Genomic DNA, 25,718 nt, shown 5'->3' on the forward strand with positions numbered 1-25,718 from the left:
GCTGGTGAGTGCCGCTTCGTCGACGCCGGCCCGGTAGCGCCCAGTCCGCGCTCAGCACGACGGCATCTGCGACCTGCGATTGCTAGACTGGCCCATGGCAACCCTGGCTTCGTTCGAACGACGGTTCATGACCGATGACTGGCATGAGACCGAGCGGACCTTCACGGTCACCAGCCCGGTCAACGAAGAACCGCTGGCGCAGGTGGCCGACTGCGGCCCCGACGACGCCCGGCAAGCGGCTTCGGTGGCGTGGGAAGCGTTCGTTTCGTGGAGGGCCACGACTGCCTTCGAACGCAGCGAGATCCTCATGCGCTGGTTCGACCTGATGATGGAGAACAGCGAAGACCTCGCGCGCACGATGAGCCTGGAGATGGGAAAGCCGCTCCGCGAGTCGCGCGGCGAGGTGAGGTACGCGGCCGGCTTCGTGAAGTGGTACGCCGAGGAGGCCAAGCGCGCTTACGGCAGTCTGATACCGAGTCATGCCGGCGGCAAGCGTCTGCTCGCCATGAAGCAACCTGTGGGTCCTGTCTACGCCGTTACGCCCTGGAACTTCCCGGCTGCGATGATCACGCGCAAGGCAGCTCCGGCGCTCGCCGCAGGTTGTACGATGATAGTCAAGCCGGCCGAGCAGACGCCCCTCTCGGCGCTCATGCTCGCCGATCTGTGGCAGCAGGCGGGCGGCCCCGCCGGCACGCTCCAGGTGCTCCCGGCCCTCGACCCGGTGCCGATCTCGGACGCGCTCCTCGAGGATCCGCGCATCCGCAAGGTGACCTTCACCGGTTCGACAGAGGTAGGCAAGATCCTCTACCGGAAGTCGGCCGACACGGTGAAGAAGATCTCGCTCGAGCTGGGGGGCCACGCACCCTACCTGGTATTCGCGGATGCCGAACTCGAAAAGGCGGTCGCAGAGGTGGTCGCCTGCAAGTTCCGCAATGCCGGCCAGACCTGCGTCTGCACCAATCGCGTGTACGTCGAAGAAGCGATCTTCGATGATTTCACCGAACGCTACGTGCGGGCGGTCGAGGCGCTGCAGGTGGGCGATCCGTTGAGCGAGTCCACGGACGTGGGGCCGCTGGTCGACCGCCAGGGATTGGAGAAGGTCGTCGCTCACGTCGAGGATGCCGTATCGAAGGGCGCGCAGGTGGTGCTGGGCGGCTCACCGGGCGAAGGCCTCTTCTTCCAGCCGACCGTACTCACCGGTGTCAACTCCGACATGAGGCTCATGCACGAGGAGACGTTCGGACCGGTCGCACCGCTGCTCTCGTTCGGTAGCGAGACGGAAGTGATCTCGAGGGCGAACGACACCCCCTACGGGCTGGCCGCCTACGTCTACACCAACGACCTCTCCCGCGCCTGGCGCGTGTCCGAGGCGCTCGACTACGGGATCGTGGGCGTCAACGACGGTGTTCCATCGGCGCCTCACACCCCGTTCGGCGGGTTCAAGCAGTCGGGACTCGGGCGCGAAGGCGGTCCCTGGGGGATCGACGAGTACCTCGAGATCAAGTACGTCTCGATGGGTCTTCCCGGCCAGCTTGGCTGAGGACGAAGCGGCGCATCCAGCCGAGCGACTGATCGACGACCTCCTCGGAGCTTTTTCGAGTTCGCGTCGGGAGGCGGCCCAGTTCCTGTGGGCTAACGGAGCGGCCAAATTGAGGCGCAGCGCGGGTGGTACCGAACATCTCGAGCGCCTGCTGGGCAACGAGCTCTTCTCGCCGCTGATCGACTCGCGCGGGACGGAACGGGGACCATTGGAGCGGATCGGCGATTCCGCTAGGCAAGTGCTGACGGTTGCCGCCCTCGACGGCGGACGCGCCCGCTTCCTGGTCTCGCTCAAGCGCTCGAACTCCGCCGGAGACGGTGAGCGCTGGCTCATCACCGGACTCGAGCGGGAGTGGTAGCTGTTACGCTGGCTCGGGCCCGGGGCGAACGAGCGACCTCGCCCTATCGGACCTCGAGACTCGTTCGAACCTAGCGAATCTGGGGCGCTCTCACCCGGACCGGCAGTTCGATCTCCAGGGCTTCACCGTCCCGCGAGTCGAGTTCGGCCCTCACGGTCGACTCACCCAGATCCGCATCGGCGGGAACGTACAGCCGCAGTACCGGCGAAATCCGCAGGGTCACCTCCCCGGTGTCCCGGCCGTAGCGCGTCTCGATCGTCCGGTAGGCCCTGATGTCGACGAGCTCGAGCTCCCAGCCGGCCGGAACTATCACATCGGTGAGGGCGAAGCGGGTGCTCATATTGGCACTCTCCTCGTCCACGCCTTCCGGGATCCAGAAAGCTCCGGCTATGTCGCTGCGCCTGAGCCCGAAATCCTCCAGCGTGTAGTCGAGCCGCAGGAACTTCTCGCTCCCCTGCTCCATCACGACCTGCTGTGCGTTCTCTGCCAGAATCGGATCACCGGCGCTGCCCCCGCGGATCGACGGGGCACAGGCGGACAATGCCGACAGCAGACACAAGATCACCACTCTTCTCTTCATCCACTCCTCCGTTCGGCCGATCTCCGCTCAAGGATGACATTTCCAGGCGGGAGTGCCGGGCTGGCTCGGCGGTCGTTGCCGCGGGTCAGAATGGCTCCATGGACGACACGACAGGGGGCGAGGAGCCTCGCATCACGGTCGAAGACGTCAGCGCGTTCGAGAAGCTAGCTGGCATCTCGTTCACCGAGGCTGAACGGTGGCTGCTGCTGCCCCGGGCTCTGGAACAGCTACGGGGATTCGACCAGGCCCGCAGGGTAGGGCTCGACAACAGCGTCGCCCCGGCCCTCTACTTCGACCCGCGCCCGCCAGCTCCCCCGCTCGACCCGATCCCGCCCGCACTCCCGGGCGGGCCCGGGCTCGACTCGGTAGGGGCGGAGGACCTGCCGTTCCTGTCGGTCAGCGAACTCGCGCGGTTGCTGCGTTCGGGGTCGCTGACCTCTCTCGAGCTGACCCGCCTCTGCCTCGAGCGCCTCGAGCGCTTCGGGCCCAAGCTCCGCTGTCTGGTCACGCTCACCAGCGACTTGGCGCTCGAGGCGGCGACCAGGGCGGATGAGGAGCTGGCAGCCGGGATAGATCGTGGCGCCTTGCACGGCATCCCGTACGGAGCCAAGGACCTCCTGGCTGTCCCCGGCTACCCCACCACCTGGGGCGCCTCGCCCTACCGGGACCAGCGCTTCGAGGAGGCCGCCAGCGTGGTGGAGCGACTCGAACGTGCCGGAGCCGTGCTGGTCGCCAAGCTCTCACTTGGGGAGCTGGCGATGGGGGACGTCTGGTTCGGTGGGATGACGCTGAGCCCGTGGGACCCCGGGAACGGATCGTCGGGGTCATCTGCCGGATCGGCGGCGGCCGTCGCGGCCGGTCTGGTTCCGTTCGCGATCGGCTCCGAAACGATGGGCTCGATAATCAGCCCGTCGATCCGCTGCGGCGTCGTGGGGTTGCGGCCCAGCGCCAACAGGGTCTCCCGCTATGGAGCCATGGCTCTGGCATGGAGCCTTGACAAGCTTGGTCCGCTAGCCCGAACGGCAGAGGATTGCGCCCTGGTACTGCAGGCCATCGCCGGGCCTGACGGCAAGGACGCGAGCGTCGTCGACTTCGGATTCGAGTGGGACGGCAGGGCCTCCGCCCGCGACCTGAAGGTGGGCTACGTAGAGAAGGCGTTCGGGAACGAGGGTCCGGCAGGGGACCGTCGTCAGAGGATTCTCGAGGGGCTCGAATCCCGAGGGATCGAACTCGTCCCGATAGAGCTGCCCGACTTCGGAGCGGAACCGATCATGACGGTGTTGATGGTAGAGGCGGCGGCCGCTTTCGACGCGCTCACCCGGAGGGGCGGCGATGACCACCTCGCGCAGCAGGGGCAAGGCTCGTGGCCCAATCTCTTCCGGGCGGCGCGACTCGTTCCGGCGGTCGAATACGTCCAGGCGAACCGGCTGCGCAGCATAGCGGTGAAAGCGATGTCCGCGCTCTTCGAAGGGATCGACGCCTACCTGTGCCCGTCCGGCTTCTACGCCAACCTCTTCCTCACCAACGCCACTGGCAATCCTTCGGTGTCGGTGCCGCTCGGGCTCGACGAGAGGGGTGTACCGGTCCAGGAAAGCATGACGGTCAGCGGCGGTCTTTACGCCGAACAGGAGACGTTGACGCTGGCGAGGGAGGTCGAGAACCTGGTGGTGGCGGAAGAAGGAGGACGCCTCCGGCCCGATCTCACTCGCCTCCCCTAGCTACCCGTGGGCGTCTCCAGCCTCTCCCTAACCAGTGGCTCCAGCTCGGGCCAGTCGATCCCCGTGGTGCGACCCTCGGCCCACTGCCGGTCGATCTGCGCCTGGATCTCTGCTATCGCCGGATCATCCTTGGCGAGATCCAGGCCCAGGTGCTGACGGATGAGGAACACCAGCCCGGCGCTGCCAGACTCCTTCGTCAGGGAGACTTCGAGGGGCCTGCCCAGGAGGCCAGGCACGTCGAACGGGGCGTACATGCGCCAGAACTTGTTGAGCCCGTCGGCATGGACACCTGCCCGAGTCCTATGAGCGTCACTGCCGTAGAGCGGATAGTTGGCAGGGGGTTCCTGGCCCATCTCACGGTAGAGCTCGACGAGTCGGTTCAGGACCGTGAAGTCGGGCGGGCCGTTCCGGAAGTAGCCCATGCCGATGAGGTGAAGCAGCACCCCTTCCAGTGGAGCGTTGCCGGTACGTTCGCCCTTCCCCAGTGTGGTTCCGTTTATGACCGCGCAGCCCTCGCGCACCGCTGCCAGGCAGTTGGGGACTATCAGCCAGGTGTCGTTGTGCGGGTGGAACTCGAGGTCGGCGGACGCGAGGCCCAGCTCGCGAAGCCTCCTGAAGGTGCGCGGGATACTGCGAGGAAGGGCGACGTCGTCGTAAGGCAGTCCCAACCCCATGGTGTCGCAGACCCTGAACTTGGGGCGAAGTTCGGGTCCATAGCCCGAGGCGACCTCCAGTACCTCCTCGACGAACGGCGCCATGAACTCCATCGACGCCCTGGTTGCGTCCTCGAGGTGGAGGCGCGGCCGGATGCCGAGGTCGAGCGCCATCCGCACCGCTTCCAGGTAGGCGGCGGCCGCCGCTGAGCGCCCACCCGGCCGGAACTTGTAGAACGTGTGGTAGTCGGAGGCCGACGCCAGCATCCCCGTCTCACGCACCCCTAGTTCGCGGATGAGCTCCACGTCCCGCCTCACAGCCCGTATCCAGGTAGTCGGCTCGATGGGGGCGCCGGAGCGGTAGCGCTCGAGAGCTGCTTCCAGTGCCGCCCGGTCGGAGGGCCGGTAGGGGAAGAACTCTGCCTGTCGTATCGCCCCTGACGATCCGGTGAACTCGCAGAGGATCTCGTAGATAGCGATCGACAGTTCGGTGGAGAGTGGCAGACCGCCCTGCTGTCCATCCCTGTGGGTGGTTTCGGTCGTCCACGCCTCGGCGGGCAGGGTAGCGGGACGATCGATCCAGTCGTAGCGGGGGAACGAACCGGGCGGGAAAGCCGTCTCGAAGTAGTCGGGCTGTTCTACGTCTCGTACCTTGTTCACTTCCGTCTCCTCGCTGCTCGCTTCCGGCTCAGTCCGCGCCCGCCGGGAACTCGGGTCCGTACCGAAGGTAGGTGGGGAGGGGCGCTGACTCCGGCCTGCCGCCTAGACCCGAGGTGAGCTGCGGGTCGATGACGGTCAGGTGATAGTCGATGCTGTCGTAGCTCAGGGGGGTGAGGGGCATGCAGAGGAACCCGTCCCCCAGGACGGCCTCGGTCTTCGCGGCCAGCCTCCGGGCCTGTAGTTCGGTCGCGGCCAGCACGGCGACACTGAGCTTGGGCTTCCGGCTTACCAGAGCGCTCTGAGCGGCAACCGCCCTCAACAGGTCGCTTGTGCTGAGGCCGGCCGCGCTCGCGCGTTTGGCCGCCTCGGCCGCCAGCCGGCCGGCGAGTATGCCTGCCGGGTCACGAGGCGGCGACTGCGCCACTCGCGTCCCGGCCCTCTTTCGCTGGTGCAGGTAGCCTTCGTTCTCGAGCGTCCGGTAGGCGCTGGCGACGGTGTTAGGGTTCACGGCCAAGTCCGATGCCATAGTTTTTATAGTCGGCAGAGGATCGCCGGGCCGGAGTTCACCGGTATCGACCAGTAGCCGAAGCTGTGCCGTCAGCTGCTCATGGAGGGGCAACGGGGAATGGCGGTCGAGATCCAGGTCCATGTCTCTATTTTTGCTAGTTCGCTAGTTATTAGTCAAGTTAACGGTGCGGCATCACGACGCCGACTGCTACGATCGGCCCGTGCCCGAGGCGTTCCAAGTCGTCATCGTCGGCGCCGGCCAGGCTGGCCTCGCCCTCGGCTACTACCTGAAGCGTCAGGGGGCCCACTTCCAGATTTTCGACAGCGGCCCCCAGGTCGGCTACTCCTGGCGCCGGCGCTGGGACTCGCTCACCCTCTTCTCCCCGGCCCGTTACGATGCCCTGCCGGGTCTGCCCTTCCCGGCGCGGCCAGACAGTTTTCCGGGCAAGGATGAGGTGGCCGATTACCTGGCGAGGTACGCGGAGGTGTTCGACCTGCCCGTTCGGCTGAACCAGGAGGTCGTGGCGCTCGAACGGCGGGGCCACGACTTCCTGCTCGAGACGGAGGATTCGACGGTTCTGGCGAAGCAGGTGGTCGTGGCGACCGGCCCCTTCCAGCGGCCCTACATCCCACCGTTCGCAGATCGACTCGACCCCCACGTGACCCAACTCCACAGCTCGGAGTACAGGAACACCGAGTCGCTGCCGCCCGGGGATGTACTGGTGGTCGGCACCGGCAACTCCGGCTGGCAGATCGCCGTCGATCTCGCGGCAACACGCGACGTCGTCCTCTCCGGTAGGGAGTTGCCGCGGGTGCCGCTGCGGATCTTGGGACGAAGCATCTTCTGGTGGATCCGGGCGACGGGCATCATGCTGGTGCCGGCGAACAGTGCGCTGGGCAGACGGATGAGCAGCAACGACAACATCCTCATCGGGGATCGACCGCCGTCACTCCTGGGAGAGCGATTGAAGCGCGCGCCCCGGGCCGTTGACGCCCAGGGCGACACCGTGACTTTCGCAGACGGTTCGCGCGCGAGCTTCAGCAACGTCGTATGGGCGACCGGCTACCGCAACGCCTACAGCTGGATCCGACTCCCCGTGTTCGATGACGAAGGCCGGCCCCTCCACAGACGCGGAGTGACGTCGGTGCCGGGCCTCTACTTCCTGGGGCTGCGTTGGCAACACACTACCGGTTCGGCCCTGCTCGGTTGGGTGCACCGCGACGCCCGCTACCTCGCCAAGCGCATCGCGGACCGCCGGTCGGAGTGAACGAGGCCGGCTGAATCGCCGGGGAGGTGCTCAGCCACCCACCAGACCCACGCTCGGGTAGTGCCGCCCGCCCCACTCCTCGGGTAGCCACTGGGCGTGCGCCTCGAGCAGGTCGTCCACCATCTCCCTGATCTCGTCCAGCGTCAGTTCGGCGGCGGTGTGCGGATCGAGCATGGCAGCGTGGTAGACGTGCTCACGGTTCCCGCTGAGCAGCGCCTCTACCGTCAGCGACTGGACGTTGACGTTCGTCTGGATCAGGGCAGCCAGCTGCGGCGGGAGCGCGCCGATCCTCGTGGGTTGGACTCCGTTCCCATCGACCAGGCAAGGAACCTCCACACAGCAATCCCTCGGCAGGTTCTCGATCGACCCTCCGTTGGGCACGTTGCCGTAGACCACGCGCGGAGCCCCGGTCTCGACGGAGTGGATGATGGCGGCGCCGTACTCCTGGCTGCGACGTGGCTCGTCGAGGGTGGCGAACTCCCGCACCATGTACTCCGCCTGGCCAGGCATCACCTCGATCTCGCGGCTGCGCAGGTCCGCTCGGAGATCCTCAGCGTCCCGGGAACCGGGTCGGGCCAGTTCATCCTCGAGGTACTCCCAGAACACCTCGTAGAGCTGGCAGCGCCCCAGGTACTCGTCGAGCGGGATGTTGAAGCGCTCGAGCAGTTCGGGGTGGTCGCGCTTGATGAACCAGGGAACGTACTCGCTGAGGTGCTCGCTCGATTCGGTGACGAAGTAGCCGAACTGTCGCAGCAGCTCGTATCGCGTGCGGTTGCTGTCCGGGACGCGCTGCTCGGCGAGGACCCGGCGGATCTCGGGGTAGAGGTCAATGCCGTCCTTCTCGAAGCGGAGGAAGAAGGCCAGGTGGTTTATGCCGGCGACAAGGTAATCGATCTCCGCGAGCGGCACGCCGATGTCCCTGGCCAGTAGAGCGGCCGTGTGCGGAACGCTGTGGCACAGTCCGACGGTGGCTATCGAGCCGGCCCTGGAGAGCGCCCAGCAGTTCATCGCCATAGGGTTCACGTAGTTTATGTGCAGCACGTCGGGGCAGAGCCTCTCCATGTCGCGCTGCATCTCGAGGAGCACCGGGATGGTTCGGAGCGCACGCATTATCCCGCCGATGCCCAGGGTGTCGCCGATCGTCTGGCGCAGGCCGTAGCGTTTGGGGATCTCGAAGTCGATGACCGTTGCTGGGCGATAGCCGCCAACCTGGATCATGTTTATCGCGTAATCCGCTCCCTCCAGGGCTCGCTCCCGGTCGGTGGTGATGCGGATGTCGGCCTCCACGCCCAGCCGCTGGGCGACCCGCCGGCCCAGCGCCAGGGAGTTCTCCAGCCGCTTATCGTCGATGTCGAACAGGCATATCTGCGAGCCCGCCAACTCCGGGTAGCTGAGGATGTCGCCGATCAGGGTCTTCGCGAAAACGGTACTGCCGGCTCCGATGAAACTGATCTTGGTCATCGCTCTCCACTCCCATGTTCCCCCGCTGCTTCGGCAACATCTAATACGAGCTCGTGGGTCTTCATCGCATCAGCGTAACTGCTGTGGACGAGCGACGGATCGCCGGCTCCTACGGCCTGCAGGAACGCCCGGTCCACCGCTTCGAACGGGTCGTTCCCCGTGATCTCCTCGCGGCGCCCCTTCGCGTCAGAGTAGATGACACTCTCCCGCGTGAGCGTCACGAGTAGCCCTTGGCAGATCAACTGGAGCCCAACGAAGCCCGTCCAAGGAAGGAGGCTGGTAGCGGTGAAGTTCCCGAGCGCACCGCCTTGGAAGCGGAGGGTAGCCGCCGCGGCGACAGCGACGTTCGCCTCGGGAAAGTCGGAGCGCTCGTTGTCACCGACCGCGGCATGGAGGACAGTGGCTTCCCCGAGCAGATAGCGGGCCAGGTCGAATAGATGCGTAGCCTGCTCGACCATCTGGCCACCGCTCAGCTCCACCCGCCGCCACCAGCCGGGCTCAGGGAGCGATCCCTGCCAACTGCCCGATACCATCCTGGCCGGCCGCTCCTTGAGTGCCTCGCGAAGTCGAGGGAGGGTATCGAGGGCTCGCCACTGGTAGCCGACTGCCGTCACCAGGCCGGACTCCTCGACGGCGCGGGCGATCCGACGGGCTGTCTCTCTGTCGGCCGAGAGCGGCTTCTCCACGAACATGGGGATACGTCGTTCGATGAGGGCGAGTTCGATCTCGCCATGGGCGTGGGGTGGCACCGTAACCCAGACGGCGTCGAGGTCGCCGTCGGCCAGCAAGTCGTCCAGGCTTTCGAACGGCCTGCCGCCCCAGCGCGAGGCCGCACCGCGGGCGCTCTGGGGATGCCTCGCAAGGTGGCCTGCGATCTCGACGCCGGGTTCTTTGCCGAGCGCCTCGAGGTGACGGGCGGCGATCCCGCCAGCCCCTATCATGGCGATCCTCACGTCGTGTCCCTGCGATCTTCAGAACCGGCGGTGAAGTCGAGCACTACCTGGAGCGCCTTGCCCGGCTGCTCATCCAACTGCCTGTACGCCTCGGCGGCGCTCTCGGCCGGAACCACCCGGGAGATCAGCTGTTCGAGTCGCAATACCCGCTCGAGCTGCAGCCGCATGACGGTAGAAGCCAGGCGAAGCCGATCCCAACGGCCGCTTAGCTCCGGCGCCACACCGGATATCTGGGAGCAGCGGAGCTCGATGCGGTTGTGGTGGAACTCCTCGCCCAGGAAGAGCTCTTCTGCCCCACCCTGGTAGAACCCCATCGCAACTGTCCGAGCCGAGTAGGCCGTGGCGCGGATGGCGTCGTGGAGGGCGGCAGCCGAGCCGCTCACCTCGATCGTCACGTCCGCGCCTCGGCCGCCGGTGAGTTCCTTGACCCGCACGGCCACGCCGCCTTCGGTTGCGTCCAGTGCGGCGTCCACCGCGCCACCCTCTCGGGCGAGCCTTAGCCGGCTGCCATCCAGGTCGACCCCGATCACCCGAGCGCCCGCCGCTTTCGCCAGCTGAGCGACGATCTGGCCCAGGACACCCAGACCGAATACGGCAACCGTTTCGCCCACCCTCGGGTTTGCGTCGTGGATGCCGTTCAGGGCGATTGAACCGATGTGGGAAAAGATCCCGAGGATGGGCTCGAGCCCCTGGGGGAGGAGTCGTCCGAAGGCGTACTGGCCGTCGAGTACGGCTGTGCTGCGGTGGCCCCAGGTTCCGTACACCACTGCGCCCAACTCAGGCGCCAGGGACTCTCGGCCAGGTTCGACTCCGGGGCCGAGCTCGACCACCTTCCCCACCTCCTCATACCCCCAACTGCGTAACGGGTACGACTCGCTCGCCAGACCACCCCCCTGGAAGAGCCGCATCTGCTGGTCCCACCTCTTATGGAGATATGGGTTGGTTCCCCGGTAAGCCGTGAGTTCGGTCCCCGCACTGATTCCCGAGTAGAGGGTCCGAACCCGCACCTGCCCGCGGGCGAGCGGAGCATCGGGCACCTCCTCCAGTACCACCTGGCGGGGGCCCAGGAGGGAAACTAACTGGGCCACGCACTGTCCTCGGTCCGCCATCGATCGGTGAGAATCACGTTGACAGCAGCATATCGACGGCGAGGGCGGCGCTCCAGGAGAAACCGGCGGCGCCGCAGGCCGTCCCGTCCCTCGGGTCGTAGTACTCGACGAACCCGGAGCGGCTCACCAGCTCGATGCTGTGCTCGCGCAGCAGCCTGGCCTGCTCGTGGTGACCGTACCGCTCCAGACCGCGCGCCACCAGCCAGTTGACGTTCAGCCAGATCGGCCCGCGCCAGTAGCGACGCGGTTCGAAGTAGGGGCTGCTCTTGCTGACCGAGGGCAGCAGGTAGCGGCTGCCGTCACCGGGAGCGTACTGCCCCGGATCGAGCAGATGCTGCCGTACGAGCCTCTCCGCCTGTCTTTCGCCCGCTATACCGGCGTAGAGGGGCATGAAAGTGGCGCAGGTGCTCTCCTCGATCTGCTTCCCTGCCCGCAGGTCGTAATCGAAGTAGAGGCCCGCCTCCTCGTTCCAGAAGCGCTCGTCGAAAGCAGCGCGGGTGTCGTTCAGCCAACTCTCCAGCTCGTCGGTCTGTTCGCCGAGCCGTCTGGCGAGCCACATGAGGTCGGCGTCGGCAGCGTGGAGGATGGAATTGAAGAGGACATCCTGGACCAGGAAGGGGGCGTGCTCGACAAGCGTGTCGTAGTCCCACCCCAGCGTCCGGTAGCGGGCGATGAGGTACATGAACCGGTCGTAGTCCTCCTGGACGGGGCGTTCCCCTACCGCCACGTGGGTCTGGTCACGGCGCGCGAATTCTGGTGCCCGCACCTCCCCCAGATTGGCCAGGGGTGTCCGGAACCGAGTCGAGTTGTCGGTGCCCGACTCCCAGGGGTGCACGATCGCTACCAGCCCGTCGACGGCACGGACCTCGTGGAGCCAGCGGTGCCAGCGAAGGAGCGCCGGGAAAACATCCCTCGCGAACTCATCACCCTCCCGCTGGTCGCCAGCATGTTCGACGAGCGTCCGCACCGCGCTCGCGAGCACCGGTGGCTGAGTGAGCCCGGAAGTGGCCACGGGGGGCGTACCCGAGAGTTCGGAGGTGCCCCAGAACTCGGGCGTAGGGAAGTAGTCGGAGTGGCCCTCCGAGTAAACGATATGGGGCAGCATCCCGTTCTCCCATTGGGCCTCGAGGAGCGAACGAACCTCGCTTCGGGCCAGGTCAGCGTCGAGGCGATCGAGGCCGAAGACGATGAAGGCCGAATCCCAGTTCCATTGGTGAGGGTATTGGCCCAGGCTCGGCTTGGTGAAGCGACCGGTATGGTTCCGCCTCAGCAGCGCACGGGCCTCGCCTATCAACCGGTTACGTTCGTGACCGTCGAGAGCGAGCCCTTCGCTCGTGACGCTCATCCTTTCACTCCGCCGGCCGTGAGACCGCCGACGAGGTACCTTTCGAACCAGAAGAAGAGCACCATCACCGGCACCGTCACGATCACCGCCCCGGCCATCAGGAACTGTCGTGGTACCTCTTGCGAGTTGAGGTTGACCATCCCGCGCGGCAGGGTGAAGAGTTCCGGCGAGTCGAGGAACATGAACGCGAAGAGGAACTCGTTCCAGGCGATCATGAATACATACAGTCCTACCGAGGCGATCGCCGGCAGGGAGAGGGGCAAGGTGATCCGCCAGATGACGCCGGCGCGAGTGCAGCCGTCTATCAGCCCGGCCTCCTCGAGGTCGGCCGGCAGAGTCTGGAAATAGCTCCTGAGCATGTAGAGGGCGACGGGGATGGTTGTCGCCGGGTAGACGATCAGCAGGCCGTAGAGGGTGTCGCGCAGGCCCACCTGAGTGAAGATGCTGTAGAGGGGCACGACCAGCACGATCGCCGGGAACATGTAGATGAGCAGGATGCTGCGGGAGAGCACGCCGCGGCCGGGGAAACGAAGCCTGGTAACGGCATACGCCCCCAGGATCGCCAGCGTGAGCGTTATGACGACCGTTGCCAGGGCAACTGTCGTGCTGTTGAGGATGTAGTGGGCGAAGTCGAACCTGACTAGCACCTCACGGTAGCCCACGAGCAGCTCCGATAGCCCGCGACCGAAGTCGACACTGAGCAGCGTGGGATCCTGCAGGTAGAGGGCGCGTGGCTTCAGGCTCGAGACGACCATGAAGTAGAAGGGGAAGATGACGATCGTGAGGAAGAACACGAAGCCGGCGCCCCGCAGGAGCCGCAACAGTATCACCTCGAGTCTGTCGCGCCGCAGGTTGCTCAGGTCGATATCCCTCAGTCCGTAGCGAGTGAGCTGGGCCGCAAGCAGCATCGACCCGAACGCGGCAACGAGGCTCCAGTGCAGCCCGGCCGCGCCGAGCTCCAGCGGGTCCAGAGCGTTGAGCAACAGCCAGACGAGCGCAGCGGCAAGGCCGAGAGAGAGCGTGGCCGCACGACTGCTGTTCTTGCCTCGCCTGAAAATACCGATGCCCGCACCGAGGGCCAGGCCGAGGAGAAGCGGCCATCCCAACTCCAAACGCGGTTCGAAACGCGTGAGAATGGAGAGCAGGAAGGCGCTCACGAGCACGGTGGTGAGTGCCGAGGCGACGCCCACGACGGCAGCCGCTACGAGACCGGTCCCGATGCCTCTCCCGCTTCTTGCCGGCACGGCTGAGCTCACCCGCTGCATCAGGCCTCCTCGGGGACGAACTTGAAATAGAGCACCATGAAGATCGCCAGGATGATGAAGAGTATTACGGCGGTCGCCGCCCCCGCCCCGATGTTCGCCTGGGCGAAGGCGTAGTCGTAGACGCGGATGGTGAGAGTTTCGGTCCCTGCAGCTCCGCCGGTAAGGAGGAATATGTCATCGAACTTGTTGAATGTCCAGATGAACCTGAGCAGGAAGAGCGTCGAGAGAACGCCTACCAACTGCGGGAGAGTCACCCAGCGGAACTGCTGGAAGGGAGTCGCCCCGTCGACCTCTGCCGCCTCGAACATGTCCTTGGGCATCGCCTGGAACCGGGCCAGTATGAAGAGGAAGGCGAAAGGGAAATAACGCCACGCCTCGAAGGCGATGACGGTGGAGAGCGCCAGTGGCACTTCGAACGCAACGCCGAAGAGGTTGAAATCCACGTTGCGCTGGCTGAGGAAGGATATAGGCCTGTCGAAGATGCCGTGCTCGACGGCCAGGAGGTTGAGGCTGCCACTGAACGGGTCGAGAAAGAAGGCCCAGGTGAAAGCGACGGCGATCACCGGGGCGATGTAGGGGAAGAGGAACAGGCCACGCAGCAGGCCCTGGCCCGGGAAACTCGCGTTCAGCAGTTGGGCGGCGAAAAGGCCCAGCAGGATCGAGAAGACCGAACCTCCCACCGTGTAGACGATAGTCACCCAGAACGCCGGCCAGAACTCGCTACCGCTGAGGACGTGGCGGAAATTCTCCAGAGTGAAGTCGAGGCTTCCCAGCACGCCGATCGGGCGTCCGCTTATGTGGGCGTCGGTGGGCGAGCGCTCGTCGAGCTGGGCCTCGAAAAAATCGGGTCCCGCGAGGAACTCGAGTTCGAGTCTGCCGATGTGCCCTCCCTCCCAGCGGCCCAAGTCGCAGCTGAGTGCTCCGGCTTCGACGCGGCATCGTTCGTCGATGGCGACCGGTTCGAGTCCGGGTGGGAGGGTGGCGTCGATCCGAACATTCGTGATCGGCCCACGCGGGCTGCTGTTCCTCAGCAGGTAGTTGAGGACGAAGTGGTCCCCCGGTTCCTCGGGCTCGCTGACCACACGTTCTCGCAGTACGGCGGTCGGTGCCCTCAGGTCGCCCAGCCGAACCTCCTTGAGGCTGATCCAGAAGTTGGCCAGCACCGGGAAGAGCACGACAAGGAACACGATGGTGAAGGCGGGCGCCAGCATCAGCAAGGCGAGCCTCCGCTCGCGCGCCTCCAGTCCACCTCGGATTCGTCGTTCTCGGGCCATATGAGCGTACCGGTGGGACGTGTTGACGTCCCACCGACGAAGCTACTGCTGTAGCGCCGCGACCTCCTGCTGCATGAGTTGGGCCGTCTCCTGAGCGCTCCGTTCCCCGTCGATGAATTCGCGGACGAGTTCGGAGATCACACGGGTGCCGTAGAGCGACGACACCAGGGCTCCCTGACCCTGGCTGTAACCCCAGCGGTCGGCGTTCTCCAGTCCCGCAACTATGTCGTTGATGACCTCCTCCTCGAAGACTTCGGCCAGAGGAGCTCGCGAGGAAACGCCCACGTCCAGCTGCGACCACTGCTCGACGAACTCCCTCGAGCCCGGATCAGGGCCGCGCCGCAGCGGGAAGGTGCCTTCGGGCGCTATCGACAGGGTGTCGACATACCCTTCGCTCATCGAGTACTCGACGAACTGCTTGGCGGCCTCCAGATCGGCATCGATCGTTATGCCGTAGTAGCGCATGTCGGCCCAGCCGGCGCCTTCAGGATTCGAAGGACCGGAGATCTGTGACACGATGCCAGTTCGGTCGGCCAGGCTCGCACCCTCGGTCTCGGCGTTGAAGACGACCGGGACCTCATCGCGTAAACCGGCGAGCTCATCGAGGATGAACGGCGACCAGATGATCATCGCGGCGTCGCCGGCGAAGTAGAGTTCCCGTGACTGCTGCCAGTAGAGGTTTCCTGGCGGGCTGGCCTCCACCAGATCCTTGTAGAACTCCAGGGTCTCGACCATCGCTTCGCTGTCCAGGGTGACATTGCCCTCTTCGTCCACCAGACGGACGCCGTTGGCCAGGGCGATGTGCTCGAAGACCTGCATCATGTAGTCCTCGTTGGGATCGGTGGCGGCGACGAAACCGTACATCTCGGGTGGATCGTGCAGCACGTCTATCGCCTCGCGGATCGCCTCGTAACTGGTGGGCGGCTCCAGGCCGTGTTCTTCGAAAAGATCGGCCCGATAGAGCAGCAACTGGGTCCAGCCGCTGTGGGGAACAGCCGCGTATCCGCCCTGGAATGCGACCAGGTCGAGGGAGCCCTCTACGAAGGTATCCTCGCCCAGATCGAGGACGACATCGGTGGCGGCGAAGGTATCGAGTATGCCTTCCTGAGCCCAGCCGATGGTCCGGGAGAGGGGGTGGAAGATGACGTCGGGCAACTCTCCCGCCGCGAAGGCGGCTGTCGCGCGCTCGCCCATCGCGCTCTCGGTCACAGGCACCACCTCGACGCCGATCCCCGTCTGCGCTTCGAAATCGGAAGCGATCCGATTCTGGATCTCCAGGCGTTCCGGCTGCTCCTCGGTCGTCCACAGGGTTATCTGCTGCGCCTGTGCGAGGCCGAATAGCAGGAGTAGTAGTACCGCGGTTCGGATGGTCTTCATTCTGCTGCCTCCTTGAGTGCTCGGTCGCTCACGGATCGTTATCTGACTCTTACGCTCGGATTCGTCTCACCTCCCTGGGAACGGGCCAACCCCCGACTGGACTCGCGTTCGATCAGGCGGGGAGCGACGACGATGCGCTGGACCTCGTCTTCACCCGCCAGAGCAGCTAATACTCGCCTGGCCGCCTCGCGGCCCATGGTTCGCGCCGGTTGGCGTACGGTCGTGAGCGGCGGGTCGAGGTAAGCCGACCAGGGGAGGTCGTCGAACCCCACCACCGCCAGGTCCGCCGGTATGGACAGGCCGCGCTCGCGAGCGGCTCGATAGACACCGACTGCCACCCTGTCGTTGGTGCAGACGACGGCAGTGGCCGAGACTGTGCCGAAGATCCTCTGCGCCGCTTCGCGTCCACTCTCCTCTCTGGAGTCGCTCTCCACGAGCGCGGCGGGCTGGAGGCCGCGATCCCCCACCAGCTCGATGAAGCTCTGCCGTCGCTCTACCCCGTCGCGTCTTATCCCGGCGATGTGAGCGATCCGGGTGTGGCCGAGAGCCACCAGGTGATCGACGGAGGCCGCAACGCCAGCACGGTTGTCGATGGCAAGGGTCGTGAAATCATCGGCGTCGGTTGGCAGCTCACGTTGGACGAGGACGGTGGCGGGGCCACCTCGTAGAAGCGCCTCCAGCCGCCTCGGCTCGAGTTGGCTTCCGATGAGGACGAGGGCGTCCACCTGGCGGGCGAGTAGCAGTTCGAGTGCAGCGGCTTCCTGCTCGAGGCTGCGGTTGTCGGTCACCATCATGTAGTGCATGCCAAGAGGTTCGAGCACGTCCTCGATCCCCCGGGCCATCTGCGCGTAGAGTGGGCCGATGACGTCCGGGATTAGCACCCCGATAACGCCGGTCCTGCCGGTTACGAGCCCACGCGCCAGGTCATTGCGGCGGTAGTTCAGTTCAGCCACTGCCCGCTCGACCGCGGCTCTCGCCGCCTCCGAAGCTCTGCCACCGTTGAGGACTCTCGAAACGGTGGCTGTCGAGACGCCCGCAGCGTTGGCTACATCCAGAATTGTCGCGCTCCGCTTGGCCACTCGCCCCTGCTCTCGCTATCAGGATCCAAAGCGCCTGCGTTCTTGCCCGGATGGCACGTAAACGTTTACAGCCTGTTGGTGGATACAGTGTGGAGCATCGCCCGCCTTCGAGTCAAGGGGCACCGGAGGCTCCACGTGCAGCACTAGAATAGGCCGCCTCAGTTCCGAGGCGGACTTCGAGGCGATAGCCGAGTTCCTCGGCCGCTACCCCGCCGAGCCCGACTAAGCAGCCTAGAACGGTTCAGGGCAAGGTATCGGTGCGGGCTCGAGACTAGCCATGAACTGCTCGTGGATCGCTTCCAGTTCATCGGTCAGGGTGGCGAGCTCGGGATCCGCGGGATCTCCCTCGGCTATCCGTTCTGCCAGCTCATCGAGACGTCGGCTCAGCTCATCGCGCCGATCGGCGTTCGACTGAGCCCTCCGGAGATGGTCGAGGGAGAACCACTCCTCTCCGAGCGAGTCGTGACCCCTGACATTCCAGATCCTCATCCGGAAGCTCTCCTGCATCACGCCGTTCTCGTCGGGCTGGTAAACCGTCATGCCGCGAAGGCTCGGTCCTATATCGGTCGAGATGATGCCGTCTTGCACCGCGAGGAGGGTGCCCTGTTCCGTATGGATGACCTGACCGAGCCACACTCCGTCGGTGGCGAAGATCATCCCCACCTCGTCGATCGCCGGCACGCTGTCCAGGAGCTGGAAACCGTCGTAGTCGACCGTTACCTGCTCCCCGCTGAGTACCCCGTAGTCGACATGGCCGTCGTAACTCATCATCGACGACTCGACCCCCTCGAACAGCGCACCCGGATCGTTCAGGAACCCATCCAGCAACTCTTGCAGCTGCCCATCGGCCATCGGAGTCTGGGTGACCTCTCCGCTGTACGAGTCCCAGCTCGTGACGGTGCCACCCTCGAACACCGAGTCGAAGACCAGCTCGGAGTCGAAGCAGCTGCGGACTCGCATCGCTTGCCGGGTCCAGTCGAACGCCACGGACTGCAGCATGGCGGGCGACCCTTCGGTGAACTGGCGCGTAGAGATGTTCATCGACATCGCGGCGGGCAGCTCTATCTCCTCTCCCGCGAAGAGGATCTCGGCGCTCGACTCGAACAACTCGATCGCGCGGGGATGGGTCTGAGCGAAACCGAACGGCGTCAGGAGAGCAAGGAGGGTAACGGTGCGCATGACGTGGGATGGTCGGCTCATGTCGTCGACCATCTCAGACGGCTTGTCACAGAACTCTTAGCCTGCTAACTCCGGGAGCGGGGGCGAACAGGTACAACCGGCCGCCTGGCCCACGATCGGCCGACACACTTCAGGCGAGGGGAGTCACGAAACTGGGATCGTCGTTACGGGTGTTGTTCACCGCCGGCGACACGGGATAGAGCTCGATGTCGTCCAGAGGAGCCTTGGCCAGGACCTCCTTCAGGGCCGTTTCGGGATCGTCGCCCGACAGCCAGGTGTCGAACTCCTCCTTGGCGACCATGACCGGCATCCGGTTGTGCAGCTCTTCCACCGGTCCCGCGGAGGCGGTCGTGAGGATCGTGCAGGAGACGAGCCGCTCGCCGCTCTCCCTGTCCCGCCAGATGTCCATCAGACCTGCGAACGCCAGCGGTTCCCCGCTCTTCTTGCGGATGTGATACGGGGTCTTGCTGCTGCCCTCACGCTTCCACTCGTAGAAACCGCTGGCGGGGATCAGCACCCGTCCTCGTCTGAAGGCGTTCCGGAAAGTCGGCTTCGACCCGGCCTCCTCGCTGCGCGCGTTGAACGTCGAGGCCTTCCACTCCCCGGGGCTCTTCACCCATCCCGGTATGAGTCCCCAGCGCGCGTTCCCTGCCGATCGTTCGCCTTCACGGTTGCGGAAGACCATCGGGACGAGTTGGGTGGGCGCGACGTTGTAGCGCGGTTCGACGGAGAAATCCTCGGGGTTGACAACGTCGAACAGCGACTGCAGGTCTCCCGCCGTATGGCTTATCGCGTATCGTCCGCACATGAGCCGAGTATAGGACTGAGGCCGCGCGCCGGCCGTCGTGGAGCGGTGAGCTACCATCGCGTCATGACTCACGCAGCCTCCGATTACCGGACGATAGGCCGCACCGGGGTGAAGGTCTCGCCCCTCTGCCTGGGCACCATGACCTTCGGCGACAAGGCCGATGAAGCCGAGTCGGCCGCTATGTACCGCGCCTGTCGTGAGCGCGGCATCAACTTCTTCGATACAGCGGACGTCTATGCGGCCGGCAGGTCGGAGGAGATCCTGGGCAGGTTGATCGAGGGCGAACGGGATGAGATCGTCCTGACCAGCAAGGTGTTCGGGCGCACGGGCGACGACGTGAATGCCGCTGGGCTCTCCCGGCGCCACATCATCCGGGCCGTCGAGGCCAGCCTCCGTCGCCTCAAGACCGACCGGATCGACTTCTACTTCCTGCACCAGTTCGACACTTCAGTGGACATGGAGGAGCCGCTGCGCGCGCTGGACGATCTCGTGCGTCGTGGGCTCATCCTCTACCCGGCGGTGAGCAACTGGTCAGCCTGGCAGATCGCCAAGGCACTGGGCATCGCCACGCGAGAGGGCTTGGCACGTTTCGAGCTCATCCAGCCGATGTACAACCTCGTCAAGCGACAGGCAGAGGTCGAGATCCTTCCGCTGGCGATCGCCGAGAGGCTCGGCGTCATCCCTTACAGCCCGCTCGCCGCCGGGCTCCTCACGGGTCGCTACAGCCGCGATGGGATGCAGGCGGAGGGCCGTCTGACGGAGAACCGCATGTACGCCAGCCGCTACCGCGACGCCGAGTATTACCGGGTGGCAGAGCGGCTCGTCGATTACGCAGACGCGCAAGGCGTACACCCTGCCACGCTGGCCGTCGCCTGGGCAGGGTCCCATCCGGGCGTTACCGCCCCGATAATCGGGGCTCGGAGCGTCGAACAACTCGAGCCTTCGCTCGCGGCCCTCGAGTTCGTGATGACAGACGAGGTCCGGCGCGAGGTCTCGGCCCTCTCCCCAGCCCCTCCACCCGCTACCGACCGGAGCGAGGAGCGCGTCCGGGGATAGCAGGACCTCGGACCCAAGAGAAGGGGACGGGTCGCGCAGCAGCGCTCCCCGTCCCCTCGTGGCCTCCGCCTCGCCTCATGCAGCTTGGCGGTCGATCCTGGCCTCGCTGCGAAGGCTCGCCGCCACCTCGAGCAACCGGTTGGTCTGGTGGATTATCGCCTTGCGGTCCTCGTCGGTGATCCCCTTGCCAGCGGTGACGCTCGTGCCGTACGGGTTGCCGCCGCTGGCGAAGACGCTCTCGTCGGTATATCCCGGGGGCACCAGCACCGCGCCCCAGTGCATGAAGGTGGTGTAGAGGCTTAGGAGGGTGGTTTCCTGGCCACCGTGGGGGTTCATCGCGCTGGTCATCGCCGACACCGCCTTGTTGGCGAGCTTGCCCTCCTGCCAGAGCGGGCCGAGCGTGTCGATGAAGGCACGCATCTGGCTTGCGGGCACTCCGTAACGGGTCGGAGAGCTGAACAGGTAGGCGTCGGCCCAGATCATGTCGTCGGTGGTCACCTGAGGCACGTCGGCGGTTCGTTTCTCCTGCGCCAGCCAGCCCTCCTGGCCTTCCACGACCTGCCTGGGGGCCGTCTCGGGCGTCTTCCTCAAACGCACGGCCGCGCCGGCTTCTTCGGCAGCATCGGCCGCGATCTTGGCCATGTCGTAGTTGGTCCCGTACGTGCTGTAGTAGATGACAGCCAGTTTCGTCTTGCTCATGATCTTCCTCCTTGGGGTCTGCTCGCGTGGTCTAGCCGATGGGCGGTCTAGTCGATGGGCGGGAGGTTCGCGACGATGCGATCTCGTCGAGGCTCCAGGAAGGGCGGGAGCACCACCGTCTCGCCCAGAGCCTCCGGGTCTTCATCGACGGCGAACCCGGGTCCATCGGTCGCGATCTCGAACAGGATGCCGTTCGGCTCGCGAAAGTAGAGACTGCGGAACCAGTAGCGATCCACCTGACCGCTGTTGGGAACGCCGGCCCGGTCGAGGCGCTCGAGCCACTCGTCGTAGTCATCATCGGGGACTCGGAAGGCGACGTGATGAACCCCTCCTGCCCCCGGTCGCCCGGGCGCCAGGGCCGGGCGCACCTCGACGTGCAACTCGGCGCCCGCTCCGCCCCTGCCCATCTCGAACACGTGAACCGTCTCGTCCGCCGATTCCGGGCTCGGATAACTGCGGGACCGGCGCATCCCCAGCAGGCGGGTGAGCACTAGATCGGTGGGTTCGAGTTCCGGCACGGTGATGGTTATAGGCCCGAGCCCGCGGATCTGATGTCGGGCAGGCACCAGACTGCGCTCCCATGGGACCGAATCGAAATCGGACCCGCTGGCGTCGACGATGGCGAGCCTCTGCCCCTCCGGATCCTCGAAATCCAGGGTGAGCCGGCCGTCGCGGAGGACGGGCTCGGCCGTAGCGGCGAGACCGTCTAGGCGCTGGCGCCACCAATCGACCGATTCCGGCCCTTCTACCATCAGGCCGGTTCTGCTGATGCTGCGGTTCCCCCGGCGTTCCGGGGGAACTCTCCAATCGAAGAAGGTTATGTCGGTCCCGGGAGTACCGGCTCCATCGGCGTAGAAGAGGTGGTAGGCGCTCACGTCGTCCTGGTTGACGCTGCGCTTGACAAGCCTCAGGCCGAGGGTCTCGGTGTAGAAGCGGTGGTTGTCACGCACTTGGGCGGTGACGGCCGTGAGGTGATGGAAGCCGGTGAGTTCCATGGGAACGATCCGCCCTACGCCTCGTTCGTCGCCGTGGCGGTCTGCGTCGCGGCGCGCCGGCTGGCCACGAGATAGATAGCGCTCCCAAGCGCGGCGAGAGCCGCTACCAGGGTGATGGAGCCGGGGACGGCGATCCCGAGCAGCGCGTCGAGCGAGTAGGCGCCGGGACCGGCCAGGATCAGGGTCAAGGCCCCAGCGGAGAAGACCAGTGGCAGCTCGTATCCGCCGTTGGTGTTCCACAAGCCGTTCTGCAGGTGTACGAGCAGAGTGGCGACTAGCATCGCTGCGATGACTGCGATCCCGCCGATAGGGGTCAGCAGACCGAGCGTGAGGAACAGTCCGCCGAAGAACTCCGACGCGCCCGCGGCGAACGCCCACAACGGAGCGGGCTTCAGATTCATGCTGCCGAGCCACCCCGCAGTACCTGCGAGGCCGTGACCTCCGAACCAGCCGAAGAGCTTCTGCGCCCCGTGTCCCACGAAGAGCAATCCGATGACTACCCGGAGCACTAGCAGTGCTATATCCATGTTCGATCTCCCTTTACCTGATGTCCGGAGCAAGCTGCCGCTTACTTCCGATAAGTGACTATACAGACTGCGCTTACGAATGTCAAGTTACTATACAGAACGGCTCGGCGTGCTAGGCTGTCGACCATGAAGGAGATGGCGAACGTATGTCCGCGCTACCACCACGCGGTCGAACTCCTGGGCCGGCGCTGGACCGGGGCGATAGTCGTTCTGCTGCTCCAGGGTGTTTCCCGGTTCAACGAACTGGCGGCCAGGATCCCCGAGATGAGTGACCGGATGCTCTCCGAGCGCCTCAAGGAGCTCGAGGCGGAAGGTATCGTCGAACGCAGCGTCAAACCTGAGACTCCGGTACGCGTCGAGTACAGCCTGACGGAAAAGGGCAAGGCGTTGCAGTCGGCGGTTAGCGCAATCTCGGCGTGGGCCGAGAACTGGCTGCCGGATCCCGAGCAGGAGACGACCGAGATCGGTCGGGGGCGCCAGCTTCGCCAGGACAGCGCGCCCGACGGCAAGCTGCCGGATCCGCTGGCCTGAGCCAGTACATTCACAGCTGTCACCAACGAGGTGAGTCAGAAGCTTCTTCACAATCGGCAACGGACCGCGTACCTTAGACACTACGGGGGTAGCGGGACCACCTGAATGAGATTGAGCCGGCACGGGGGCGCCGGCTCTTCTCTTTTGCCGGCTCGACCGAACTGGTATCATTCCCGACAATCCAATTGCGGACCGGTCCCCGAACTTGCCAGAGAATCTCTCAACACTACTAAAAATCCACCAGAAGCCGCGCGGCGGCGGTCTGGCTCTGGCCATCGCCCTCATCGCCGTCCTGTTGGGCCTGACGACACTGGTCGTCTACTCGAGCGGCGGCACCAGTCAGGCCTACCTCCACCTCGCCTACCTGCCCATCATCCTCGCAGGGTTCCTCTTCCACCGGAGCGGCGGGTTGCTGGCCGGTATCGCAGCCGGACTCCTCCTTGGCCCGCTGATGCCGCTCGACGTCGGTACCGGCGTCGCGCAGGAGCCGTTCAGCTGGCTCTTCCGCCTCCTGGTGTTCGCCCTCGTGGGCGTACTCACCGGACAACTGGCGCGGCTGCTCGCCATCCGAACCGCAAACCTGGCACAGAACTTCGCCGACACCCTGCACAGCTTCGCCGCGCTCGTCGCCACGCGCGACGAGCAGGTCGCGGGACATTGCGAGCGAGTCGCCCGGAACGCTACCGTGGTAGGCCGCAAGCTGGGCCTCGATGAAGCGCAGCTCGACGCACTCCACTGGGCGGGTGTCCTCCACGACCTTGGCAAGGTAGCCATCCCCGATCGGATCCTGCTTAAGAGCGGGCCGTTGAGCGAGGAGGAGTACGAACTGGTCAAGACCCACTGCACCGTGGGAGCCGACCTCGTCGGGAGGGCGGGTGGAGACTTCGAGCTCGTGGCGAGCGGCATCAGGACTCACCACGAGCGTTGGGACGGCACCGGCTACCCGGCCGGACTGGAAGCCGAAGCTATCCCCCTCTTCGGACGGATTCTGGGGGTCGTTGACGTCTTCGAGGCACTGACGAGCGAGCGGCCCTATCGCAAATCCGTCGGGGTAGCGGCAGCCTCCGAGTTGCTTCGACGGGAGTCGGGTGGACACTTCGATCCGGCAGTAGTTCGAGCATTCCTCGAACTCAGCGAAGAGGGGCGGATCGAAGTAGCGGACACCGATGCGGGCGAACTGAATGTCGAGATAACGGCAGACGAGAACCACTGAACCCGACAGCTGGAGCCGGTTCCCTCACCGACGCACCGCACGCGCCTTCCCACCGAAGCGCTCCCATCATGAGATAATTCCAGGCGCTTCCCTCGAAGTCGGGAGGGGAAGGAGTCGGCAGTTGCAAACCTTGAAGACGCAGGCGATCGACCGGAGCCACACCGGGATGGACGAGAAACTGCAGGACGTTTACGCTCTCATCCAGCAGCGGAATCCCGGAGAGACGGAGTTCCACCAGGCAGTGCGGGAGGTGCTCGCCTCTCTGGGGCCCATGCTCGCCAAGCATCCGGAGCTCGGTTCCGGCAAGATCCTCGAGCGCATCTGCGAACCGGAGCGACAGATCATCTTCCGCGTACCGTGGCAGGACGACAACGGCGAAGTCCACGTCAACCGGGGCTTCCGGATCGAGTTCAACAGCGCGCTCGGTCCCTTCAAAGGCGGCCTGCGCTTCCACCCCTCGGTGAACCTCGGGGTGATGAAGTTCCTCGCCTTCGAGCAGATCTTCAAGAACAGCCTCACCGGCATGCCGATAGGCGGCGGCAAGGGAGGTTCCGACTTCGACCCCAAGGGCAAGTCGGAGACTGAGATCATGCGCTTCTGCCAGAGCTTCATGACCGAGCTCTACCGCTACATCGGCGAGAGCACCGACGTTCCCGCCGGCGACATCGGAGTGGGCACGCGGGAGATCGGTTACCTCTTCGGCCAGTACAAGCGGATCACCAACCGTTACGAGTCGGGCGTGCTGACCGGCAAGGGGATCGACTGGGGCGGCTCCCTGGTCCGGAAGGAGGCGACCGGCTACGGCTGCGTCTACTTCGTCGAGGAGATGCTCAACGCCCGCGGAGATTCTCTGGATGGCAAGACCTGCGTTGTCTCGGGCTCGGGCAACGTCGCCATCTACACGATGGAGAAGCTCGAGCACCTGGGCGCGAAGACGATCGCCTGCTCCGACTCGAGTGGGGTAATCCTCGACCGCGACGGCATAAGGCTCGACACCGTCAAGCAGCTCAAGGAGGTGCAGCGCCGCCGCATCGCCGAGTACGCCGAAATCCACGAGCATGCGAAGTACACCCCAGGCGGCAGCATCTGGGAGATACCGTGCGAGGTGGCCTTCCCTTCGGCGACACAGAACGAACTGAACGGACGCGACGCGGTTCGACTGGTGGAGAACGGCTGCATAGCCGTTGGCGAGGGCGCGAACATGCCCTCGACCCCCGAGGCCGTCGAGGTCTTCCTGGACGCCGGCGTCTCGTTCGGCCCAGGCAAGGCAGCGAACGCCGGAGGAGTAGCTACCTCCGCGCTGGAGATGCAACAGAATGCCAGTCGAGACGCCTGGAGCTTCGAGTACACGGATCAGCGACTCAGGCAGATCATGAAGGAGATCCACGCCCGCTGCTTCGAAACCGCCGAGGAGTACGGCGTGCCCCGGAACTACGTGCTGGGGGCCAACATAAGCGGCATGCAGAAGGTGGCAAATGCGATGGCGGCTATGGGCCTGGTCTGAGCAGAGCGGCTTCCGACGCCTTCTGTTCCGAGGAACTACTTCCGCCGGCCCGTCAGAAC

General features: G+C 65.3%; 24 protein-coding genes. 8 read left to right on the forward strand and 16 right to left on the reverse strand.

Translation table 11 applies throughout. The annotated features are described in order from the left end of the window. The first annotated feature begins 94 nt into the window (after positions 1 to 94). Positions 95 to 1,540: an NAD-dependent succinate-semialdehyde dehydrogenase gene (locus VF168_00300; protein HEX7002615.1), complete on the forward strand. Its 1,446-nt coding sequence runs from the start codon at positions 95 to 97 to the stop codon at positions 1,538 to 1,540. Continuing rightward, positions 1,533 to 1,898, forward strand: a complete 366-nt coding sequence (locus VF168_00305) for a hypothetical protein (GenBank protein ID HEX7002616.1) — start codon at positions 1,533 to 1,535, stop codon at positions 1,896 to 1,898. Before VF168_00300 ends, VF168_00305 begins: the two co-directional genes overlap by 8 nt. A 70-nt stretch (positions 1,899 to 1,968) precedes the next feature. Here the strand turns inward: VF168_00305 and VF168_00310 are convergent, their stop codons facing one another. Continuing rightward, positions 1,969 to 2,478 (reverse strand): hypothetical protein, encoded by a 510-nt coding sequence (locus VF168_00310; GenBank protein HEX7002617.1) that lies wholly within the window; start codon positions 2,476 to 2,478, stop codon positions 1,969 to 1,971. Between the two features lie 98 nt (positions 2,479 to 2,576). Between VF168_00310 and VF168_00315 the strand changes: the two genes are divergently transcribed. After that, a complete protein-coding gene (locus VF168_00315; GenBank protein HEX7002618.1) occupies positions 2,577 to 4,196 on the forward strand; it encodes an amidase in 1,620 nt (539 codons plus the stop codon). Here VF168_00315 and VF168_00320 read toward each other — a convergent pair. Then, positions 4,193 to 5,509: a hypothetical protein gene (locus VF168_00320; protein ID HEX7002619.1), complete on the reverse strand. Its 1,317-nt coding sequence runs from the start codon at positions 5,507 to 5,509 to the stop codon at positions 4,193 to 4,195. The two genes, VF168_00315 and VF168_00320, sit on opposite strands and share 4 nt — an antisense overlap. 28 nt (positions 5,510 to 5,537) lie before the next feature. Beyond that, positions 5,538 to 6,158, reverse strand: coding sequence for a GntR family transcriptional regulator (locus tag VF168_00325; protein ID HEX7002620.1), 621 nt, complete (start codon positions 6,156 to 6,158; stop codon positions 5,538 to 5,540). A gap of 79 nt (positions 6,159 to 6,237) precedes the next feature. Between VF168_00325 and VF168_00330 the strand changes: the two genes are divergently transcribed. Next, positions 6,238 to 7,284 carry an NAD(P)-binding domain-containing protein gene (locus VF168_00330; protein ID HEX7002621.1) on the forward strand — a complete coding sequence of 349 codons (1,047 nt, stop codon included), beginning with the start codon at positions 6,238 to 6,240 and terminating at the stop codon, positions 7,282 to 7,284. A 30-nt stretch (positions 7,285 to 7,314) separates the two neighbouring features. Here VF168_00330 and VF168_00335 read toward each other — a convergent pair whose 3' ends face one another. The 10 genes from VF168_00335 to VF168_00380 all read right to left on the reverse strand — a co-directional run bounded on the left by VF168_00335 (position 7,315) and on the right by VF168_00380 (position 19,134). After that, positions 7,315 to 8,745 (reverse strand): alpha-glucosidase/alpha-galactosidase, encoded by a 1,431-nt coding sequence (locus tag VF168_00335; protein HEX7002622.1) that lies wholly within the window; start codon positions 8,743 to 8,745, stop codon positions 7,315 to 7,317. Further along, the gene (locus tag VF168_00340; GenBank protein HEX7002623.1) at positions 8,742 to 9,686 is read right to left on the reverse strand and encodes a Gfo/Idh/MocA family oxidoreductase; all 945 of its coding nucleotides are present in this window, start codon (positions 9,684 to 9,686) and stop codon (positions 8,742 to 8,744) included. The genes VF168_00335 and VF168_00340 overlap by 4 nt, the downstream gene beginning before the upstream one ends. An 8-nt stretch (positions 9,687 to 9,694) precedes the next feature. Next, positions 9,695 to 10,786: a zinc-binding alcohol dehydrogenase gene (locus tag VF168_00345; GenBank protein ID HEX7002624.1), complete on the reverse strand. Its 1,092-nt coding sequence runs from the start codon at positions 10,784 to 10,786 to the stop codon at positions 9,695 to 9,697. A gap of 34 nt (positions 10,787 to 10,820) precedes the next feature. Next, complete coding sequence (locus VF168_00350; GenBank protein HEX7002625.1) at positions 10,821 to 12,152, reverse strand: trehalase family glycosidase; 1,332 nt, start codon at positions 12,150 to 12,152, stop codon at positions 10,821 to 10,823. After that, a complete protein-coding gene (locus tag VF168_00355) occupies positions 12,149 to 13,417 on the reverse strand; it encodes a carbohydrate ABC transporter permease (protein ID HEX7002626.1) in 1,269 nt (422 codons plus the stop codon). Before VF168_00355 ends, VF168_00350 begins: the two co-directional genes overlap by 4 nt. Next, positions 13,417 to 14,691: a sugar ABC transporter permease gene (locus tag VF168_00360; GenBank protein ID HEX7002627.1), complete on the reverse strand. Its 1,275-nt coding sequence runs from the start codon at positions 14,689 to 14,691 to the stop codon at positions 13,417 to 13,419. The genes VF168_00355 and VF168_00360 overlap by 1 nt, the downstream gene beginning before the upstream one ends. A gap of 42 nt (positions 14,692 to 14,733) precedes the next feature. Continuing rightward, complete coding sequence (locus VF168_00365; GenBank protein HEX7002628.1) at positions 14,734 to 16,068, reverse strand: extracellular solute-binding protein; 1,335 nt, start codon at positions 16,066 to 16,068, stop codon at positions 14,734 to 14,736. A 38-nt stretch (positions 16,069 to 16,106) separates the two neighbouring features. Next, complete coding sequence (locus tag VF168_00370; protein HEX7002629.1) at positions 16,107 to 17,147, reverse strand: LacI family DNA-binding transcriptional regulator; 1,041 nt, start codon at positions 17,145 to 17,147, stop codon at positions 16,107 to 16,109. A gap of 231 nt (positions 17,148 to 17,378) precedes the next feature. Continuing rightward, positions 17,379 to 18,347, reverse strand: coding sequence for a hypothetical protein (locus tag VF168_00375; protein ID HEX7002630.1), 969 nt, complete (start codon positions 18,345 to 18,347; stop codon positions 17,379 to 17,381). A 109-nt stretch (positions 18,348 to 18,456) separates the two neighbouring features. Continuing rightward, complete coding sequence (locus VF168_00380; GenBank protein ID HEX7002631.1) at positions 18,457 to 19,134, reverse strand: SOS response-associated peptidase; 678 nt, start codon at positions 19,132 to 19,134, stop codon at positions 18,457 to 18,459. A gap of 63 nt (positions 19,135 to 19,197) precedes the next feature. Here VF168_00380 and VF168_00385 point away from each other — a divergent pair, with 63 nt between their 5' ends. After that, positions 19,198 to 20,190 (forward strand): aldo/keto reductase, encoded by a 993-nt coding sequence (locus tag VF168_00385; GenBank protein HEX7002632.1) that lies wholly within the window; start codon positions 19,198 to 19,200, stop codon positions 20,188 to 20,190. 75 nt (positions 20,191 to 20,265) lie between these two features. Here the strand turns inward: VF168_00385 and wrbA are convergent, their stop codons facing one another. The 3 genes from wrbA to VF168_00400 are packed head-to-tail and all read right to left on the reverse strand — an operon-like array spanning position 20,266 to position 22,411. After that, positions 20,266 to 20,889, reverse strand: a complete 624-nt coding sequence (gene wrbA / locus VF168_00390; protein ID HEX7002633.1) for an NAD(P)H:quinone oxidoreductase — start codon at positions 20,887 to 20,889, stop codon at positions 20,266 to 20,268. A gap of 47 nt (positions 20,890 to 20,936) precedes the next feature. Further along, positions 20,937 to 21,884 carry a ring-cleaving dioxygenase gene (locus tag VF168_00395; GenBank protein HEX7002634.1) on the reverse strand — a complete coding sequence of 316 codons (948 nt, stop codon included), beginning with the start codon at positions 21,882 to 21,884 and terminating at the stop codon, positions 20,937 to 20,939. 14 nt (positions 21,885 to 21,898) lie between these two features. Then, positions 21,899 to 22,411 (reverse strand): DoxX family protein, encoded by a 513-nt coding sequence (locus tag VF168_00400; GenBank protein ID HEX7002635.1) that lies wholly within the window; start codon positions 22,409 to 22,411, stop codon positions 21,899 to 21,901. A gap of 126 nt (positions 22,412 to 22,537) precedes the next feature. Here VF168_00400 and VF168_00405 point away from each other — a divergent pair, with 126 nt between their 5' ends. The 3 genes from VF168_00405 (at position 22,538) to gdhA (ending at position 25,659) form a co-directional block, all read left to right on the forward strand. Then, complete coding sequence (locus VF168_00405) at positions 22,538 to 22,942, forward strand: helix-turn-helix domain-containing protein (protein HEX7002636.1); 405 nt, start codon at positions 22,538 to 22,540, stop codon at positions 22,940 to 22,942. 205 nt (positions 22,943 to 23,147) lie between these two features. Next, on the forward strand, positions 23,148 to 24,155 hold the full coding sequence (locus VF168_00410; protein HEX7002637.1) for an HD-GYP domain-containing protein: 1,008 nt from the start codon (positions 23,148 to 23,150) through the stop codon (positions 24,153 to 24,155). Between the two features lie 121 nt (positions 24,156 to 24,276). Next, entirely contained in the window at positions 24,277 to 25,659 is a 1,383-nt protein-coding gene (gdhA, locus tag VF168_00415; protein HEX7002638.1) for an NADP-specific glutamate dehydrogenase, read from the forward strand. Positions 25,660 to 25,718 lie beyond the last annotated feature (59 nt).

This window comes from Trueperaceae bacterium (assembly GCA_036381595.1).
GTDB lineage: Bacteria > Deinococcota > Deinococci > Deinococcales > Trueperaceae > DASVCN01.

What these genes read in the sequence shown, in the direction of transcription:
- VF168_00355 (HEX7002626.1), bottom strand. Translation starts at nt 13,417, where the DNA reads ATGCAGCGGGTGAGCTCAGCCGTGCCGGCAAGAAGCGGGAGAGGCATC.
- VF168_00300 (HEX7002615.1), top strand. Translation starts at nt 95, where the DNA reads ATGGCAACCCTGGCTTCGTTCGAACGACGGTTCATGACCGATGACTGG.
- VF168_00360 (HEX7002627.1), bottom strand. Translation starts at nt 14,691, where the DNA reads ATGGCCCGAGAACGACGAATCCGAGGTGGACTGGAGGCGCGCGAGCGG.
- VF168_00395 (HEX7002634.1), bottom strand. Translation starts at nt 21,884, where the DNA reads ATGGAACTCACCGGCTTCCATCACCTCACGGCCGTCACCGCCCAAGTG.
- VF168_00340 (HEX7002623.1), bottom strand. Translation starts at nt 9,686, where the DNA reads ATGATAGGGGCTGGCGGGATCGCCGCCCGTCACCTCGAGGCGCTCGGC.
- VF168_00335 (HEX7002622.1), bottom strand. Translation starts at nt 8,745, where the DNA reads ATGACCAAGATCAGTTTCATCGGAGCCGGCAGTACCGTTTTCGCGAAG.
- VF168_00325 (HEX7002620.1), bottom strand. Translation starts at nt 6,158, where the DNA reads ATGGACCTGGATCTCGACCGCCATTCCCCGTTGCCCCTCCATGAGCAG.
- VF168_00310 (HEX7002617.1), bottom strand. Translation starts at nt 2,478, where the DNA reads ATGAAGAGAAGAGTGGTGATCTTGTGTCTGCTGTCGGCATTGTCCGCC.
- VF168_00405 (HEX7002636.1), top strand. Translation starts at nt 22,538, where the DNA reads ATGAAGGAGATGGCGAACGTATGTCCGCGCTACCACCACGCGGTCGAA.
- VF168_00350 (HEX7002625.1), bottom strand. Translation starts at nt 12,152, where the DNA reads ATGAGCGTCACGAGCGAAGGGCTCGCTCTCGACGGTCACGAACGTAAC.
- VF168_00365 (HEX7002628.1), bottom strand. Translation starts at nt 16,068, where the DNA reads ATGAAGACCATCCGAACCGCGGTACTACTACTCCTGCTATTCGGCCTC.
- VF168_00400 (HEX7002635.1), bottom strand. Translation starts at nt 22,411, where the DNA reads ATGGATATAGCACTGCTAGTGCTCCGGGTAGTCATCGGATTGCTCTTC.
- VF168_00315 (HEX7002618.1), top strand. Translation starts at nt 2,577, where the DNA reads ATGGACGACACGACAGGGGGCGAGGAGCCTCGCATCACGGTCGAAGAC.
- VF168_00375 (HEX7002630.1), bottom strand. Translation starts at nt 18,347, where the DNA reads ATGAGCCGACCATCCCACGTCATGCGCACCGTTACCCTCCTTGCTCTC.
- wrbA (HEX7002633.1), bottom strand. Translation starts at nt 20,889, where the DNA reads ATGAGCAAGACGAAACTGGCTGTCATCTACTACAGCACGTACGGGACC.
- VF168_00380 (HEX7002631.1), bottom strand. Translation starts at nt 19,134, where the DNA reads ATGTGCGGACGATACGCGATAAGCCATACGGCGGGAGACCTGCAGTCG.
- VF168_00385 (HEX7002632.1), top strand. Translation starts at nt 19,198, where the DNA reads ATGACTCACGCAGCCTCCGATTACCGGACGATAGGCCGCACCGGGGTG.